Source organism: Colwellia sp. TT2012, assembly GCF_001440345.1.
Taxonomy (GTDB): Bacteria; Pseudomonadota; Gammaproteobacteria; order Enterobacterales; family Alteromonadaceae; genus Colwellia.
The window spans coordinates 1,021,870-1,038,875 of record NZ_LJYX01000006.1; the positions used below are offsets into that span (position 1 = coordinate 1,021,870).

15 protein-coding genes and 1 riboswitch are annotated in these 17,006 nt (G+C 41.2%); of the genes, 6 read left to right on the forward strand and 9 right to left on the reverse strand.

Going from position 1 to position 17,006, the window contains the following annotated elements; translation table 11 throughout:
- Positions 1-211: 211 nt before the first annotated feature.
- From ASU03_RS06135 to ASU03_RS06175, 9 genes are all read right to left on the reverse strand, one after another.
- The gene (locus ASU03_RS06135; protein WP_231731496.1) at positions 212-571 is read right to left on the reverse strand and encodes a DUF3718 domain-containing protein; all 360 of its coding nucleotides are present in this window, start codon (positions 569-571) and stop codon (positions 212-214) included.
- Positions 572-630: 59 nt separating this feature from the next.
- Positions 631-733: riboswitch (cyclic di-GMP riboswitch) on the reverse strand.
- A gap of 229 nt (positions 734-962) precedes the next feature.
- Positions 963-1,619 carry a 3-oxoacid CoA-transferase subunit B gene (locus ASU03_RS06140; RefSeq protein ID WP_057830951.1) on the reverse strand — a complete coding sequence of 219 codons (657 nt, stop codon included), beginning with the start codon at positions 1,617-1,619 and terminating at the stop codon, positions 963-965.
- Positions 1,620-1,621: 2 nt separating this feature from the next.
- The gene (locus ASU03_RS06145) at positions 1,622-2,347 is read right to left on the reverse strand and encodes a CoA transferase subunit A (protein WP_057830952.1); all 726 of its coding nucleotides are present in this window, start codon (positions 2,345-2,347) and stop codon (positions 1,622-1,624) included.
- Between the two features lie 42 nt (positions 2,348-2,389).
- Entirely contained in the window at positions 2,390-3,337 is a 948-nt protein-coding gene (locus ASU03_RS06150) for a hydroxymethylglutaryl-CoA lyase (protein WP_057830953.1), read from the reverse strand.
- Positions 3,337-5,397 (reverse strand): acetyl/propionyl/methylcrotonyl-CoA carboxylase subunit alpha, encoded by a 2,061-nt coding sequence (locus ASU03_RS06155; RefSeq protein WP_057830954.1) that lies wholly within the window; start codon positions 5,395-5,397, stop codon positions 3,337-3,339. The genes ASU03_RS06150 and ASU03_RS06155 overlap by 1 nt, the downstream gene beginning before the upstream one ends.
- Positions 5,398-5,401: 4 nt before the next feature.
- Complete coding sequence (locus ASU03_RS06160; protein WP_057830955.1) at positions 5,402-6,256, reverse strand: enoyl-CoA hydratase/isomerase family protein; 855 nt, start codon at positions 6,254-6,256, stop codon at positions 5,402-5,404.
- 42 nt (positions 6,257-6,298) lie between these two features.
- Positions 6,299-7,915 (reverse strand): carboxyl transferase domain-containing protein, encoded by a 1,617-nt coding sequence (locus ASU03_RS06165; protein WP_057830956.1) that lies wholly within the window; start codon positions 7,913-7,915, stop codon positions 6,299-6,301.
- Positions 7,916-8,040: 125 nt separating this feature from the next.
- The gene (locus ASU03_RS06170) at positions 8,041-9,210 is read right to left on the reverse strand and encodes an isovaleryl-CoA dehydrogenase (protein WP_057180416.1); all 1,170 of its coding nucleotides are present in this window, start codon (positions 9,208-9,210) and stop codon (positions 8,041-8,043) included.
- 118 nt (positions 9,211-9,328) lie between these two features.
- Positions 9,329-9,718, reverse strand: coding sequence for a MerR family transcriptional regulator (locus ASU03_RS06175; protein ID WP_057830957.1), 390 nt, complete (start codon positions 9,716-9,718; stop codon positions 9,329-9,331).
- 309 nt (positions 9,719-10,027) lie between these two features.
- Here ASU03_RS06175 and ASU03_RS06180 point away from each other — a divergent pair, with 309 nt between their 5' ends.
- The 6 genes from ASU03_RS06180 to ASU03_RS06205 all read left to right on the forward strand — a co-directional run bounded on the left by ASU03_RS06180 (position 10,028) and on the right by ASU03_RS06205 (position 16,488).
- Positions 10,028-11,212: an acetyl-CoA C-acyltransferase gene (locus ASU03_RS06180; RefSeq protein WP_057830958.1), complete on the forward strand. Its 1,185-nt coding sequence runs from the start codon at positions 10,028-10,030 to the stop codon at positions 11,210-11,212.
- A gap of 188 nt (positions 11,213-11,400) precedes the next feature.
- Complete coding sequence (locus tag ASU03_RS06185; protein WP_057830959.1) at positions 11,401-12,558, forward strand: acyl-CoA dehydrogenase family protein; 1,158 nt, start codon at positions 11,401-11,403, stop codon at positions 12,556-12,558.
- A 143-nt stretch (positions 12,559-12,701) separates the two neighbouring features.
- Complete coding sequence (locus ASU03_RS06190) at positions 12,702-13,490, forward strand: enoyl-CoA hydratase (RefSeq protein ID WP_057830960.1); 789 nt, start codon at positions 12,702-12,704, stop codon at positions 13,488-13,490.
- A 44-nt stretch (positions 13,491-13,534) separates the two neighbouring features.
- Positions 13,535-14,707 carry an enoyl-CoA hydratase/isomerase family protein gene (locus ASU03_RS06195; protein WP_057830961.1) on the forward strand — a complete coding sequence of 391 codons (1,173 nt, stop codon included), beginning with the start codon at positions 13,535-13,537 and terminating at the stop codon, positions 14,705-14,707.
- Between the two features lie 109 nt (positions 14,708-14,816).
- Positions 14,817-15,707, forward strand: coding sequence for a 3-hydroxyisobutyrate dehydrogenase (mmsB, locus tag ASU03_RS06200; RefSeq protein ID WP_057830962.1), 891 nt, complete (start codon positions 14,817-14,819; stop codon positions 15,705-15,707).
- A gap of 10 nt (positions 15,708-15,717) precedes the next feature.
- A complete protein-coding gene (locus tag ASU03_RS06205; protein WP_057831028.1) occupies positions 15,718-16,488 on the forward strand; it encodes an SDR family oxidoreductase in 771 nt (256 codons plus the stop codon).
- Positions 16,489-17,006: the final 518 nt, after the last annotated feature.

The following is a 17,006-nucleotide window of genomic DNA, read 5'->3' on the forward strand; positions in this document are numbered from 1 at the left end:
TTTCTTAACTGGCTTCAATGACTTAAGTGTAAGTGCTTTTTATTTACTTCGCTAGGAAATAGCAAGATTATTATAGGAGAGAGATTTTATTTCAAACAAAAAAAAGCCAGCAGTCGCTGACTTTTCAAATGACATAGAATTATTAAATAGTATTGCTTTTACTCATCCGTATTTATTGCTAAAAGGTATTAACGTCTACTTTAAAATAATTTTAACTACTAACGCGAGCGTTAGCAGCGTCTATCAATGGTTGCGATCCAGTTTGCAGGAATGCTAGGTTAGCCGAAACAACTTTCTTTGGTAATTTTGAAATCATCAAAGAACCTGTTTTTACTGAGCCTGAAGTTGATGCAAACTCTAATAAGTTTTTTCCATTACACTGAATACCGTTGAAGATACGACGAATTTTTAATTTATTCGTTTTTAAAAATGAACGCATGCGTTTCTTGTCATCGGATGCCACGTACTGACATAAACTTGTCGCAATGTCAGCAGCTTGTACCTTTGGTGTTGTTACAACAGACGTTAATGTTAAAACAGTGATGGTTGAAGCTATTAATAATTTTTTCATTTTAAAAACCTTAAATAATGGAGTTAATAAAAGAAAAAACCACGGGATGTACCTGTTAACGAGGTGACTCCGCTGTCGTAGATTAACTTGCTATAAAGCAAATCAACCCTTAGACCGGTGGTTTTGCGTAACACGTTTTCGCGTGTTTTGCCTTTTCTTTGTCAATAGTAAGTATCACGCAATTGTTAGCAAAGTGCAAGTTAAATGGGCGGAGTTGGCTACTGCCAGTAAAAAGCTAGGCGTTATTGAGATAAATTTTTACTCGGCCAATAAAAGTCAACATCTTGATTAATATTGACTTTTTAGTAGTGTCAAGGGGGGGGGCTTACTTATTTTCACCTGTGATCTAGAGTATATATTTAGTTACAAAGTTGTGTAATTTTGTACATAATTACAGTTTCATCTCTGGTATATCGCCACTAACAACAAGTTCACCTTCCGTTAATTTAATTATTTCTTCAACGGAAACACCAGGGGCGCGTTCAAGTAAATGAAACTTCCCGTCCTTAATTTCCATAAAGGCTAAATCGGTTAATACTTTTTTAATACAAGCTCTACCGGTTAAAGGCAGAGTGCAGTTTTTCAGTAACTTTGATACCCCATGTTTAGACGCGTGGGTCATAGTAACAATGATATTTTCTGCCCCAGCAACTAAGTCCATTGCTCCGCCCATGCCTTTGATCAATTTACCAGGAATCATGTATGAAGCGATATTGCCATTAGCATCCACTTCAAAGGCGCCTAGTACAGTTAAATCGACATGGCCGCCACGTATCATGGCAAAAGATTCCGCTGAGTCAAAGATTGAAGCACCCTTTACCATAGTAACCGTTTGTTTGCCGGCATTGATAAGATCGGCATCAATTTCATCTATTGTTGGAAACAGTCCCATACCCAGTAAGCCATTTTCTGATTGCAACATGACTTCAATATCTTGTGGAATATAATTTGCTACTAGCGTCGGAATACCTATGCCTAGATTAACGTAATAACCATCTTTTAGCTCTTGGGCAACACGCTGGGCGATTTGTTCTCTTGATAAAGCCATGGTTATGTTCCTTTTACTTCATGCAGGTCTGCAGGGCGAGTAGTACGTTGTTCGATGCGTTTTTCAAAGTTGCCTTGAATAAGGCGGTCTACATAGATACCTGGGGTATGAATTTGATCTGGGTCTAAGCTACCAACTTCAACAATTTCCTCTACTTCAACGACGGTAATTTTACCGGCAGTCGCCGCCAAAGGGTTAAAGTTACGCGCTGTTTTTCTAAACACTAAATTACCATATCTATCGGCTTTCCACGCTTTTACAATGGCAAAGTCACCAATAATGGCTTCTTCTAGAATATAATCTCTACCATTAAAACTGCGTACTTCTTTACCCTCTGCTACGGGGGTACCGACACCTGTGGCGGTGAAAAATGCCGGTATACCAGCGCCACCAGCGCGCATTTTCTCTGCCAGTGTGCCTTGTGGGGTTAATTCAACTTCTAATTCTCCCGCCATCATTTGACGTTCAAATTCAGCATTTTCACCCACATAAGAGGCAATGATTTTTTTAATTTGACGGTTTGGTAGCAACATGCCTAAACCAAAGTCATCCACACCACAGTTATTTGACACTAAGGTTAAACCTTTAGTGCCTTTACGCTTTATTTCGCTAATTAAATTCTCTGGAATACCGCATAAGCCAAAGCCACCGGCAATCACTGTCATGTTATCGGTAAGTCCAGCCAAGGCTTCTTCGTAGCTTGCTACTACTTTGTCAAATCCTGCCATCTTTATCTCCTATTACTTTATTCTGAATCGATTATTGTTGTGCTAATTTTTCTGTTGTGCAAGGTATGCGGTTGATACTTTAGAAATTGGCGGTTTGCCTAATTTTTTACTGATAAACCAACCTGCTTGCAGCAACTTATCAAAATCTATATTCGTTGTTATACCTAAACCATTAAGCAGGTAAACGACATCCTCTGTGGCAACGTTGCCTGATGCACCTTTAGCATAAGGACAACCGCCTAAGCCCGCAATAGCGCTATCAATTACTGAAATACCAAATTGTAGAGCGGCGTAAATGTTAGTTAACGCCTGGCCATAGGTATCATGGAAGTGAACCGCTAGTTGAGCACTAGGAACACGGGCACTTACCGCCTGTAACATCTTTGTTACGCTAGCCGGTGTACCAACCCCTACAGTGTCACCAAGGGATATTTCGTAACAACCCATGGCATATAACTTTTCTGCCACCATGGCAACTTGCTCTGGGGCAATATCACCTTCATAGGGACAACCGACTACACAAGAAACATAGCCTCGTACTTTAATATTACGTTTTTTAGCATCCGCTATAATAGGTGCAAAACGTGCAATACTTTCTTCGATAGAACAATTAATATTTTTTTGACTAAAGCTTTCTGAGGCAGCAGAAAAAATGGCAATCTCATCGGCATTAACCGCCATCGCAGCCTCATAGCCTTTCATGTTGGGTGTTAAAGCCGCATAGACTACTTTGCTGTTACGCTTTATGGTGGCAAAAACTTCCGCAGAGGTTGCCATTTGTGGCACCCATTTGGGGGAAACAAAACTGCCACTTTCGATATAACTTACGCCAGCATCACTTAAAAGTTCTATTAGCGCGACTTTATCGGCAGCACTGATAGCCTTGCCATTAATGAGAGCTTCATTTTGTAAGCCATCTCTTGGCCCTACTTCAACAATCTTTACCTTAGTTGGCAATTTCGGAGCTAGGCTCATCTGTTGATTAGCCATTATTTATCCTCAGCGTCTTTTGAAAATACTAATAATTCTGTGCCACCACTCACCATGTCACCGGCACTGAAAAACACTTCATTGACTATTCCGTCACTTGGCGCTTTGATGGTGTGTTCCATTTTCATCGCTTCCATGATCATTAGCGGTTGATCTTTAGTCACGTGCTCACCAGGGGTTACCAAGACACTAATCATAGTGCCATTCATAGGTGCGGTTAAACCGCCATGGTGATCATCATCCTGATTTTGTCCATGGTCAGGCAATACTTGGCTAAAGCTAAAAACGCCGTGCTCTTGATAAAGGCTTATGCGGTTATCAGTTTTGTTATGCGTAACTGCAACAATACTTTGGCTACGATGACCATCGATAGTTACCGTGATTTTTTCACCTTCAATTTCACCCTGACAATCAACAACGTGGCTAGTGACACCATTACCCTTAATGGTGATCAAATAATAGCTAGCACTGGCTTGACGCTTTTGCTCAATGGTAACGGCGTATTCAATATCATTGTAAGCTAATGTTAATGAGTGATTATGGGGTTCATTTAAACGCCAAGCGTTTGTTATATGCCAAGGTGAATGGGGATCATTACTTTGTCTTGCTAGCGCTTTGGTTTTATTTTCAAGGTCGAGTATTAGGTATAAGGCGGCGGTAGGTAATTGTTTGGTTAATAACTCATCATTTTGCTTTTCATTGGCTTGATGAAAAATAGCTTGGTGATTTTTTTCAATAAAACTTGTGTCTATGTCGGCATTTTTAAAAGCCTCTGTGGTAACCAGGTTATATAAAAACTCGATATTGGTGGTAACGCCTTCAATGCGATATTCACGTAAGGCTTTGGCTAAACGTTGTAAGGCTTTTTCCCTACTTTCATCCCATACAATCAATTTTGCAATCATGGGATCATAAAAAACACTGACTTCATCACCTTGACGAACCCCAGTATCGATACGCACATGTTTACTTTCTACGGGTGTTTTTAATAAATTTAACTGCCCAGTAGCAGGTAAAAAATCATTACTCGGGTCTTCGGCATAAATTCTTGCTTCAAAGGCATGACCCGTTATGGTTAATTCTTGTTGTGTTTTTGGCAACTTTTCACCGGCGGCAACACGTAATTGCCACTCGACTAAATCTTGTCCCGAAATCATCTCGGTTACCGGGTGCTCTACTTGCAAGCGGGTGTTCATTTCCATAAAGTAAAATGAGCCATCAACATCAAGTAAAAACTCAACCGTACCAGCGCCTTGATAACCAATCGCTTGGGCAGACTTAATTGCTGTTTCACCCATTTTACTACGCAGAAATTCACTCATGCTAAATGCTGGCGCTTCTTCAATCACTTTTTGGTGACGGCGCTGTACCGAGCAATCACGCTCAAACAAATACACCGCATTCTGGTGATTGTCGCAAAAGACTTGAATTTCAACATGACGAGGTTGCGTTAAATATTTCTCAACCAACATGGTATCGTCACCAAAGGAAGACATTGCCTCACGTTTGGCCGCAGCAAAACCTGCAGAGAATTCATCTTCACTCCATACTTGGCGCATACCTTTACCACCACCACCTGCGGTGGCTTTAAGTAGTACCGGATAACCCATAGCATCTGCTGCCTGTTTTAAGGTGTGCTCATTTTGATCATCACCATGATAGCCTGGTACTAAGGGTACTTTAGCTTTTGCCATGATGTTTTTGGCAGCAGACTTTGAACCCATGGCTTCAATGGCTGCCACAGGAGGGCCGATAAAAGTAATATTCTCTTGCTGACAAGCACGACAAAAATCTGCATTTTCTGATAAAAAGCCATAGCCAGGATGGATAGCTTGCGCGCCAGTTTTCTTGGCCGCGGCAATCACTTTCTCTATCACTAGGTAACTTTCGCGCGAGGGTGAGGCGCCAAGATAAACGGCTTCGTCGGCCATATGTACATGTAAGGCATCTTTATCGGCATCAGAATAAACGGCGACCGTTAAAATACCCATTCTTTTGGCTGTTTTTATGATGCGGCAAGCAATTTCACCACGGTTAGCAATTAATATTTTACTAAACATCTATTTATCCTTCGCTGTCTTTACTGAGGTGACTGCCGGTTGTGGCACTTTGTTGCCAAGCAGGACTACGCTTATCAAAAAAAGCGCTAAGGCCTTCTTGTCCTTCACTTGAAACTCGAATACTGGCAATACGTGCACTGGTGTCGCTGAGTAGCTGTTCGTTGATATCTTGATAAGCAACATCAAAAGCGAGTTGTTTCGCTTGCCTCATCGCTTTTGGGCTATTGTTAAGCAAGGTGGCTATCATTTTATCTACCGCGGGCGTTAACTCCTCTGCCTCGACCACTTCATCAACTAAACCAAGTTGCATGGCTTTATCAGCAAAAAATCGCTCAGCAGTTTGAAAATATCGTCGTGACGCTTTTAAACCTATGGCATTAACAACATAAGGACTTATGGTTGCAGGAATAAGCCCTAACTTAACTTCGCTTAAGCAAAAACTGGCTTTATTGCTGGCGATAACTATGTCACAACAACTGGCTAAGCCAACAGCACCGCCAAATGCAGCGCCTTGAATTTTAGCAATGGTTGCTTGTGGCATAAAATTTAACGCTTTAAGCATTTGCGCTAATTTAGTGGCATCTTTGAGGTTATCTTCATAAGAATAACCGGCCATACGTTTCATCCACGCTAAATCAGCGCCAGCACTAAAGCTTTTACCATTAGCCGCTAGCACCATGATTTTAATATCGTCGCGCTTAGCAATATCATTGAAAATATCGGTTAAGGTTTTGATGATAATGTCATCAAAAGCATTGTGCTTTTCAGCGTTATTAAAAGTAACGGTAGCTACGCCATTATCGCTTACTGTATAAAGCACTTTCTTTGACTTATTTGAGTCTGCTGTGTCAATCGACATACTTTTTCCTTTACGCTTATAATCTTGCCCCGTGAGGGCACGTTACATTCTGAAAATACCAAATTTAGTGTCTTCAATGGGTTTGTTTAGTGACGCTGATATGGCTAAGCCTAAAACTTGACGGGTATCAGCGGGGTCTATAATGCCGTCATCCCATAAACGCGCAGAGGCATAATAAGGGTGACCTTGGTGTTCATAGTCGGCAATAATCGGTTGTTTGTATGCTTCTTCTTCGGCATCACTCCAGCTTTCACCTAGTTTGGCTTTTTTATCTCGGGTAACTTGTGCCATAACACCTGCCGCTTGTTCGCCGCCCATTACTGAAATCCGAGCATTTGGCCACATAAATAAGAAGCGTGGATCATAAGCTCGACCACACATGCCGTAATTGCCAGCGCCAAAGCTGCCACCAATTAAAATAGTAAATTTGGGGACTTTCGCGGTGGCAACTGCGGTTACCATTTTTGCCCCGTGTTTTGCAATACCACCTGCTTCATACTGTTTTCCGACCATAAAACCGGTAATATTTTGTAAAAACACTAGTGGTATTTTACGTTGCGCACACAGTTGAATAAAATGAGCACCTTTTTCAGCTGACTCACCAAATAACACGCCATTGTTTGCCACGATTCCCACCGGGTAACCAAAGATACTGGCAAAGCCACATACCAGGGTACTACCATAAAGTGCTTTAAACTCATCCAAATTACTGCCATCAACTATACGGGCAATAACTTCACGTACATCATAAGGCTGGCGGGTATCTTTCGGGATGATGCCGTAGATTTCATCGGCTTGGTAAGCAGGCTCTACTACATTAGTAAGCGATTGAATATTAAGATTTATCGGTTTTACTCTATTTAAGTTTTTAATCGCAGCGCGGGCAATATTAAGAGCATGATGGTCGTTTTGGGCGTAATGATCGGTTACCCCAGAGGTACGACAATGTACATCTGCACCCCCTAATTCTTCTGCGCTAACTATTTCACCGGTCGCGGCCTTAACCAATGGCGGACCAGCTAAAAAAATAGTACCTTGCTCTTTAACAATGATTGATTCATCAGCCATGGCAGGAACATAAGCACCACCCGCAGTACAGGAGCCCATCACCACAGCAATTTGAGGGATATTGTTGGCCGACATATTGGCTTGATTAAAGAAAATTCGACCAAAGTGCTCTTTATCTGGGAAAACATCATCTTGGTTGGGTAAATTTGCACCACCTGAGTCTACGAGATAGATACAAGGCAAGTTGTTTTCTTGTGCTATAGCCTGTGCTCTAAGATGTTTTTTTACCGTTAACGGGTAGTAAGTACCGCCTTTAACGGTGGCATCATTAGCAACAATGACACACTCTTGTCCGGAAACGCGACCAATACCGGTAATAATGCCGGCACAGGGTACGTAGTCGTCATAGACTTTATAAGCGGCTAATTGTGATAATTCGAGAAAAGCGGAACCAGGATCAAGTAGTGCGTTAACTCGGTCACGCGGCAACAACTTACCTCTGTCTAAATGTCGTTGACGACTTCTTTCACCGCCACCTAGTTTGACTTCACTGAGTTTTTCACGCAAATCATCAATTTGACTTTGCATATGAGCAGCGTTATCGACAAAGTCTTGGCTGCGAGTGTTTATTTTACTTACTATTTTTGCCACGGGAGAGCCTTATTAATTAGTTTATTAATGTAGGAGGGATTTATTCCCGACTGTTATAAACAATCGCGGTTGAAACTGCTCCTACATAATTGCCTTTATTTCAATGGCAATTGCTGAAAAAAGCGCTACTTAGATTCGTTGAACAACTCACGACCAATTAACATTCTACGGATCTCTGACGTACCAGCGCCTATTTCATACAATTTAGCATCACGTAATAAACGCCCAACCGGGAACTCATTGATATAGCCATTACCGCCTAATATTTGAATCGCATCTAATGCCATTTTTGTCGCCAATTCTGCGCTATATAAAATAACCCCAGCAGAATCTTTACGGGTGGTTTCACCACGGTCACAAGCTTGAGCTACGTTATAAACATATGAACGAGCAGCATTCATTTGTGTATACATGTCGGCAATTTTTCCTTGAATTAATTGAAATTCACCAATGGCTTGACCAAATTGTTTTCTGTCATGAATATAAGGAACAACATTGTCCATACAAGCAGTCATAATACCTAGCGGACCACCAGAAAGTACTACACGTTCATAATCTAAACCGCTCATGAGCACTTTTACGCCACTGCCGACTTCACCTAAGACATTTTCTGCGGGTACTTCACAGTCTTGAAACACTAATTCACAGGTGTTTGAGCCGCGCATACCTAGTTTGTCTAATTTTTGATGGCGAGAAAAACCGGGGTAATCACGTTCGACAATAAACGCTGTTATACCTTTTGAACCGGCATGGATGTCTGTTTTGGCATAAATAACAAAAGTGTGCGCATCAGGACCATTAGTAATCCACATTTTGGTGCCATTTAAGACGTATTTATCACCTTTTTTAATGGCACTAAGTTTCATGCTTACTACATCTGAACCGGCATTGGGCTCACTCATTGCTAATGCGCCAATATGTTCACCTGAACATAACTTAGGTAAATATTTTTCTTTTTGTGCTTGTGTACCATTACGGTTAATTTGATTAACACAAAGGTTAGAATGCGCGCCATAACTTAATCCAACCGAAGCACTTGCGCGGCTGATCTCTTCAAGGGCAATCACATGTTCCATATAACCTAAGCCACTACCGCCAAACTCTTCTGCAACGGTTATGCCTAATAAACCCATATCACCAAACTTACGCCATAAATCATTTGGAAATTCATTATCAATATCTATTTGTGCTGCGCGTGGCGCTATTTCATCACGGGCAAAAGCATTCACCTGATCGCGAATCATGTCGGTTGTTTCACCTAAATTAAAGTTAAGTGAATTGTATCGTGAAATCATGATTTTTCCTCTTGTTGAACTCAGCCAGACAATGAAAAACAGTGCCGAGCAGGTAACGTTAAATGGGCTTAGTTTTATTTATATTTTTATAATTCATTGTGCTGTTAAATAAATTTTCCTACAGTGTTTTGAGGATACTATTACAGTTATCCTCTAAGTCATTAAGTTCAATTAAAACCGCGCTAATATCATTAAGCTGTTGTTTTAAATCACCTTTCTTGTTAGTGATCAAGGTCATTATGCTAGTTAACTGTATCGCACTGGTTTTATCAGCATCATAAAGCTCAAACAAACGACCGGTTTCCGCTAACGAAAACCCTAGTCGTTTACCACGGAGAATCAACTTTAGTCGAACTTTATCTCGTTGGTTATAAATTCGAGTCTGACCTTTTCTTGCCGGAGAAAGTAATCCTTGGTCTTCATAAAAACGTATGCTGCGGGTGGTGATATCAAACTCTTTCGATAAATCACTGATTGAATACTTTATCGAAGTCAGTTTTTGGCTCATGCAATATTTACTCAATAAAATTATTTATTGATTTATCTTATATGATGTTTACGTTAACGTAAAGTTTGTTGAGGTTATACCTTGTCGCTAAAGTTAAGCTGACACTTCCTCTATGATTAGCCATACCCTGATGATTTTATAGCTATCTAGTATAGGAAAGTCTGTAGCTAGTTGCTGTAATTAACTGCTTACACTTTATCAATTGCATGGAACATAAGCCTTTAAGTTTACGTTGGCGTAAAGCTATTATTAAGTTAGGCTTGAACAATTACTAATTATTATTTCTGATTAAATGTGTTGGAGAACCGAATGTCATCATCTGATCCTATTGTTATTGTTTCCGCGGTAAGAACCCCTATGGGCGGTTTTGGCGGTTGCTTTGCCAGTGTTACTGCGCCTGACCTAGGTGCTAATGCAATTAAAGCTGCAGTCGCTCAAGCTAACTTAGCCGCTGACCAAATTGACGAGGTCATTATGGGCTGTGTTTTACCTGCTGGTTTAAAACAAGCACCGGCTAGACAAGCTGCAATTGCTGCGAATTTATCTTTATCAACCGTTTGTACCACTATCAATAAAGTGTGTGGTTCAGGTATGAAAGCTGCTATGCAAGCACACGATGCTTTACTTGCTGGTTCTATCGATATAGCAGTGGCCGGCGGTATGGAAAGTATGAGTAATGCGCCTTATATTTTACCTAAAGCAAGAACAGGTTTGCGTATGGGCCATGGCCAAGTCATTGATCATATGATGCAAGACGGTTTAGAAAATGCGTATGACGGCATTGCTATGGGCTGTTTTGCTCAAGATACTGCTGATGAAGCAAACTTTACTCGTGAAGCTATGGATGAATTTGCCATACGTTCACTTAGTCGAGCTAACCAAGCGATTGAATCGGGTGCTTTTAAAAATGAAATAACAGCCGTGACGGTGAAAAATCGTCGTAGCGAAGTGGTTATTGATACCGATGAGCAACCAGGTAATGCACGCCCAGATAAGATTCCTTCGTTACGTGCAGTCTTTAAAAAGGGCGGTACTATTACTGCCGCTAACTCTAGCTCAATTTCTGACGGCGCAGCAGCGCTGGTTATGATGAAACTATCTGAAGCAAAATCTCGTGATTTAACACCACTTTGTAAAATAGTTGCCCATGCCACTCACGCACAAGCACCAAGCGAGTTTACTGTGGCACCGGTAGGAGCTATGAGTAAAGTGTTAGCTAAGGCTAATTGGTCTACCGATGATGTTGATTTGTTTGAAATTAATGAAGCCTTTGCCATGGTAACTATGTTAGCGGTTAAAGAAATGTCATTAGATATTAATAAAGTAAATATTCATGGCGGCGCCTGTGCGCTCGGTCATCCATTAGGTGCAAGTGGCGCCCGTATTATGGTGACCTTAATTCACGCTTTAAAAAATAAAGGTTTATCTAAAGGGGTAGCTTCCCTTTGTATTGGCGGCGGTGAAGCAACTGCTATTGCCTTAGAAATGCTGTAACTGACCACCTTCATGCTTGTATAGCCCAATTTATGTGGGGAAATTTGCCCAGCCAAAGATTGGCGACAAAGGTGTAAACACGATGTTTGGGCTAATGACTCGCGTCAGCGCCGTGCTTTTTCCTTTAACATGAACCATACAACTTAAAGCTGAATATATATAGATGCCTTTTAAGATAGGAATTACTGATGAATTTTGATTTGACTGAAGACCAGAAAATGTTTGCTGAAACCGCCAAGCAATTTAGCGACAGCGAATTATTACCGAATGCTGCCAAGTGGGACCGAGAGCATACCTTTCCAAAAGATGTCATTGCTAAAGCTGGGGCGTTAGGTTTTTGTGGCTTATATGCACCAGAAGAGGCCGGTGGTTTAGGGCTTAGTCGATTAGACTCATCAATAATCTTTGAACAACTATCCATGGGTTGTACCACTACAACGGCCATGATGACTATTCATAATATGGCAACATGGATGATTGCAACATGGGGCACTGCAACAATAAAAGCGGCTTGGTGCCCAGCGTTAGTTACTGGTGAGAAGTTAGCATCCTATTGTTTAACAGAGCCAGGCTCTGGCTCTGATGCAGCATCACTTAGTACCAGTGCAAAAATTGACGGTGACCATTATATTATCAATGGCTCGAAAATGTTTATTTCAGGTGCCGGTGAAACCGATGTTTTAGTTGTAATGGTGCGCACAGGTGAAGCGGGTGCCAAAGGTATTTCTGCCGTGGTTATTCCCGCTGACGCCGAAGGTGTTATTTATGGTAAGGCAGAAGAAAAAATGGGTTGGAATGCCCAACCGACTAAGCAAATTACGTTTGATAATGTTAAAATCCCACGAGAAAATTTACTTGCCAAAGAAGGTGAGGGCTTTTCTCTTGCCATGAAGGGACTTGATGGCGGTCGTATTAATATAGCTACTTGCTCGATTGGTACTGCGCAACAAGCGCTAAATACTGCCACGACTTATATGCAAGAACGTCAACAGTTTGGTAAACCCATTGCCGCTTTTCAAGGTTTACAATTTAAACTAGCCGATATGGCAACTGAGTTGGTCGCTGCAAGACAACTTGTGCGCTTAGCTGCTTATAAATTAGATCAAAACGATCCCGAGAAAACCGCCTATTGTGCCATGGCAAAACGGTTTGCTACAGATATAGGTTTCCAAGTTTGTGATGCAGCCCTACAAATTCATGGCGGCTATGGTTATATGAAAGAGTTTCCATTAGAGCGTCACTTTAGAGATGTTCGTGTTCATCAAATTCTTGAAGGTACCAATGAAATCATGCGGGTGATTATTGCCCGCCGACTATTGACTGAAGGGGCAGGACAAATACTTTAGGCAAAGTCTCCCGATAAGGGCGTTTAACGTCCTTTTTGTTCTAGCTATAGATTTAAGCTAAAGCCCAAATAAGACTCAAATCAAAGTTAATATAACAGCCCATATAATAAGTACCAAGCAAAGTACCTAGTAGAGGAAAGAAAATGTCTGATTATTCATCACAGTTTTTAACTGTAGAAGTTATTGCCCATACCGCCGTTGTTACCTTTAATAATCCACCCGCGCACACTTGGACGGCACAGAGCTTGGCAGACCTTCGAGATTTGGTTTTGTCGCTCAATGAAGATAAAAATATTTATGCCTTGGTCTTAACGGGAGATGGCGGTAAATTTTTCTCAGCCGGCGCTGATCTTAATGTTTTCGCCGATGGCGATAAACAAGTTGCGAAAGATATGAGTGATATTTTTGCTCAGGCATTTGAAACGCTAGCTACTTTTCGCGGTGTTTCAATTGCAGCGATTAATGGCTACGCTATGGGCGGAGGGCTAGAAGTCGCCTTGGCTTGCGATATCCGTATTGCCGAAGAGCATGCCGTAATGGCATTACCTGAAGCAAGTGTTGGTTTATTACCTTGTGCTGGTGGTACACAAAACCTTGCCTTACTGGTCGGCGAAGGTTGGACCAAACGCATGATCTTGTGTGGTGAGCGAGTTAACGCTGATAAAGCACTAGCCATTAATTTGGTTGAAGAAGTTGTTGCTAAAGGTGAAGGCAAGCGTGCTGCCATCGCTTTAGCTGAAAAGGTTGCCAAGCAAAGTCCGGTCGCAGTAGCTGCTTGTAAACATTTAATACAAAAGAATCGCGTTATGCCCATTGAGCAAGCCCTGCCACAAGAGCGGCAAGCGTTTGTCGACTTGTTTGACTCACTTGATCAAAAAGAAGGCGTACAAGCTTTTCTAGATAAACGTAAGCCTGTCTGGCTAAATAAGTAGTATTGATACTTTAAAACCTAAACAGCATATAAATAGGAAAAATTATGACGGACGTAGTTCTTTTTCATGAACTTAATTGTGATAACGGTAAAAAGGTTGGCGTGATCACCCTTAATTCTCCTAAATCACTCAATGCTCTCAGTGGCAAGATGATTGGCCTACTTTACCCACAGTTGCTTATCTGGCAGCAGCAACAAAACATTGCTGCGGTGTTTTTGCAAGGCGAAGGTGAGAAAGCCTTTTGTGCCGGCGGTGATATCGTCCATTTATTTGATGCGATGAAAGGTAATGCAATAAAAGGTAGCACCAGTAATAAAGATAAAACGACAGCACTGATTGCTGACCAAACTTTCGCGCCAGAAATTGAAGAATATTTTACCCAAGAATACCAATTAGATTATTTAATTCATACCTTTAACAAACCTTTTATTGTTTGGGGCAGTGGTATTGTTATGGGGGGGGGCTTAGGTATGCTTGTTGGTGGCAGTCATCGAATTGTCACCGAAAATTCACGTATTGCTATGCCAGAAATTAGTATTGGTTTATTCCCTGATGTCGGTGGCAGTTACTTTCTTAATAAAATGCCTGCTGGCTGTGGTTTATTTCTTGCGTTAACCGGGGCATCAATAAATGCTGCCGATGCCAAGTATTGCCAGTTGGCCGATTATTTTATTGAACAACAACATAAAGATAACTTTCTCAATCAACTTCAAATGATTAATTGGGGAGAGACCATCCCATTAAATCACGACAAAGCATCACAATTATTGCAAGAGTTTGAACAAGGCTCAATCAGTAAACTGCCCACTTCACAATTAAGAGAACATCAAACACTCATAAGCCAGGTTGTGGATAACCAAGGCTTGAGTGAAATTGTCGCTGCTATCTTAACTATTGAAAATGAAGATAAATGGCTAAGTAGAGCGAAAAAATCGTTGAAAAATGGCAGTGCCTTGAGTGCCCAATTAGCTTATACGCAATTAAAATTAGGCAAAGGCCTGTCATTGGCCGAGTGTTTTCGCATGGAATTGAATTTAGCGGTTAAATGTGGACATTTCGGCGAGTTCCTTGAAGGTGTCAGGGCATTATTAATTGATAAAGATAATAGTCCACAATGGCGATATCCGTCTATTGAGTCAATTGACAGCAAGGTGCTGGCTTGGTTTTTCGAGTCTAAATGGTCAAAAGCAGCACATCCACTGGCTAAACTTGGCTAAATCTTGCTTAACACAGACTAAGGCAAAGACTTAGTGCTGAGTTAGCACTTGGTTCATCGACAAGATATATAACAACGATAATGACAATAATAATTTAAAAGGAATACCCATGGCAAATATCGCTTTTATTGGTTTAGGTAATATGGGCGGCCCAATGGCTATTAATTTAGCTAAAGCGGGTCACCAAGTTTGTGTTTTCGATCTTTCAGCCGAAGCTGTGGCTCATGTTGTTGCCGCAGGAGCTAGTACTAAAGCCAGTGCTATAGCATGTGTGCAAGGCGCACAATTTGTTATCTCAATGCTGCCAGCAGGTAAACATGTTGACGCGGTATACCTAGCAGAAAATACCGGACTGATTAATCATATTGAAGCGGGCTGTTTAGTTATTGACTCATCAACAATTGATGCTGCTACTTCGTGTAAAGTCGCTAAAGCTTTAGCAACAAAGGATATCAACTTTGTTGATGCGCCGGTTTCTGGAGGTGTTGGTGGTGCGGTAGCCGGTACTTTAAGTTTTATGGTCGGTGGCAGCACTGAAGAGTTTGCTCAAGCTGAGCCGATCCTGATGGCTATGGGTAAGAATATTTTTCATGCCGGTGTCCATGGTGCCGGACAAATTGCCAAAGTATGCAATAACATGCTGTTGTCGGTATTAATGGTCGGTACCAGTGAGGCATTACAATTAGGGATTGCCAATGGCTTAGACCCCAAGGTGCTATCAAACATCATGAGTAAAAGTTCAGGCAGTAACTGGACCCTTGATGGTTATAACCCTTGTCCAGGTGTTATGGACAATGTACCTGCCTCGAATGATTACCAGGGTGGTTTTATGGTGGATTTAATGGCTAAAGATTTAGGTTTAGCCATGGAAACCTCCTTAGCAAGTCAATCTTCTACCCCTATGGGGGCGTTAGCGCGAAGCTTATACGCTATGCATGCAGCCTCGGGCAATGGTAGTAAAGATTTTTCCAGTATATTTAAACTATTTAATAAAAAGTAAGTTGAGACAAATGAAATTACAAGATAAAACAATCGTGATTACGGGTGGTGGTCAAGGACTTGGTTTGACTATGGCTATGAGCTTTGCCCAAAGTGGCGCAAATATCGCGTTAATCGATTTAAACGAACAGCAACTAAAAGAAAGTGTTGAACAAGTTAAAGCTGCTGGCCATAACAGCGTAAAAGTTAACTATTACCTAGCTAATGTCTGTAAAGAAGCTGAAGTAGAGCAAACTTTTCAACAGATCAATGAAGATTTTGGCGGCATTGACGGCTTAGTTAATAATGCCGGTATTTTACGTGATGGTATGTTTGTAAAAGCAAAAGACGGTGTTGTCGTTAAGAAGATGTCTTTAGCAAGCTTCCAAGCAGTGATTGACGTTAACCTCACTGGCGTGTTTTTATGTGGCCGTGAAGCGGCAGTTCACATGATTGAAGGTGGCAAAGCCGGTGTTATCATTAATATGTCATCCATTGCCCGTGGTGGGAATATAGGCCAAACCAACTATGCTGCAGCAAAAGCGGGTGTGGTTGCTATGACAACAACTTGGGCAAGAGAGCTAGGCCGTCACGGTATCCGAGTAGCTGCTATTGCTCCAGGGGTGATCCGCACAGCAATGACAGATGCAATGAAGCCTGAGATGCGCGATCGATTAGAGAAAATGAAACCTGTTGGCCGTTTAGGTGAAGCAGAAGAAATTGCCCATACGGCGAAATATATCTTTGAAAATGAATTTTTCACCGGGCGTGTCATTGAAATTGATGGTGGCCTTTGCATGTAACGTGGTCTTTTAGTCTATACAGGCTGTTTTTAGCGCGATACTTAGCCGATTAGTCACTACTTTGTATGATATTTATGCGAACGAACCCTTATTAGTAAACAAATAAAAATAAGTATTGTACTAAATGAAAAACTCTATAGAATGCGCATCCAGTTCCAAGGGGTTCAGGGAAAATGAACCATCAACGAACTGTTTTGATAAGTTATCTACTTCCTTTTAAGGTAAATCAGCTAACTTAAGCTAACGTTTTAAAGTGTTTTAAAATACTTAACTTTTAATTAAAATAAACGTTGACATCAAAACTCGGAAGCGTACAATGCGCATCCTGCTTCGGGCAAACGGCAACGTTAGCAAGGGGCGAAGGTACTTAGCGAATGCGACTAAGACCTCTTTTCTTTAACAATTAGTTATCATGCAATTTGTGTGGACACTCACATTAATGTTGTTTTACATAGTTTTCCTTTCGGGGAGAACAAAAACGCTTAATGAATGATGTTCATGCAAATAAATATAAGTTA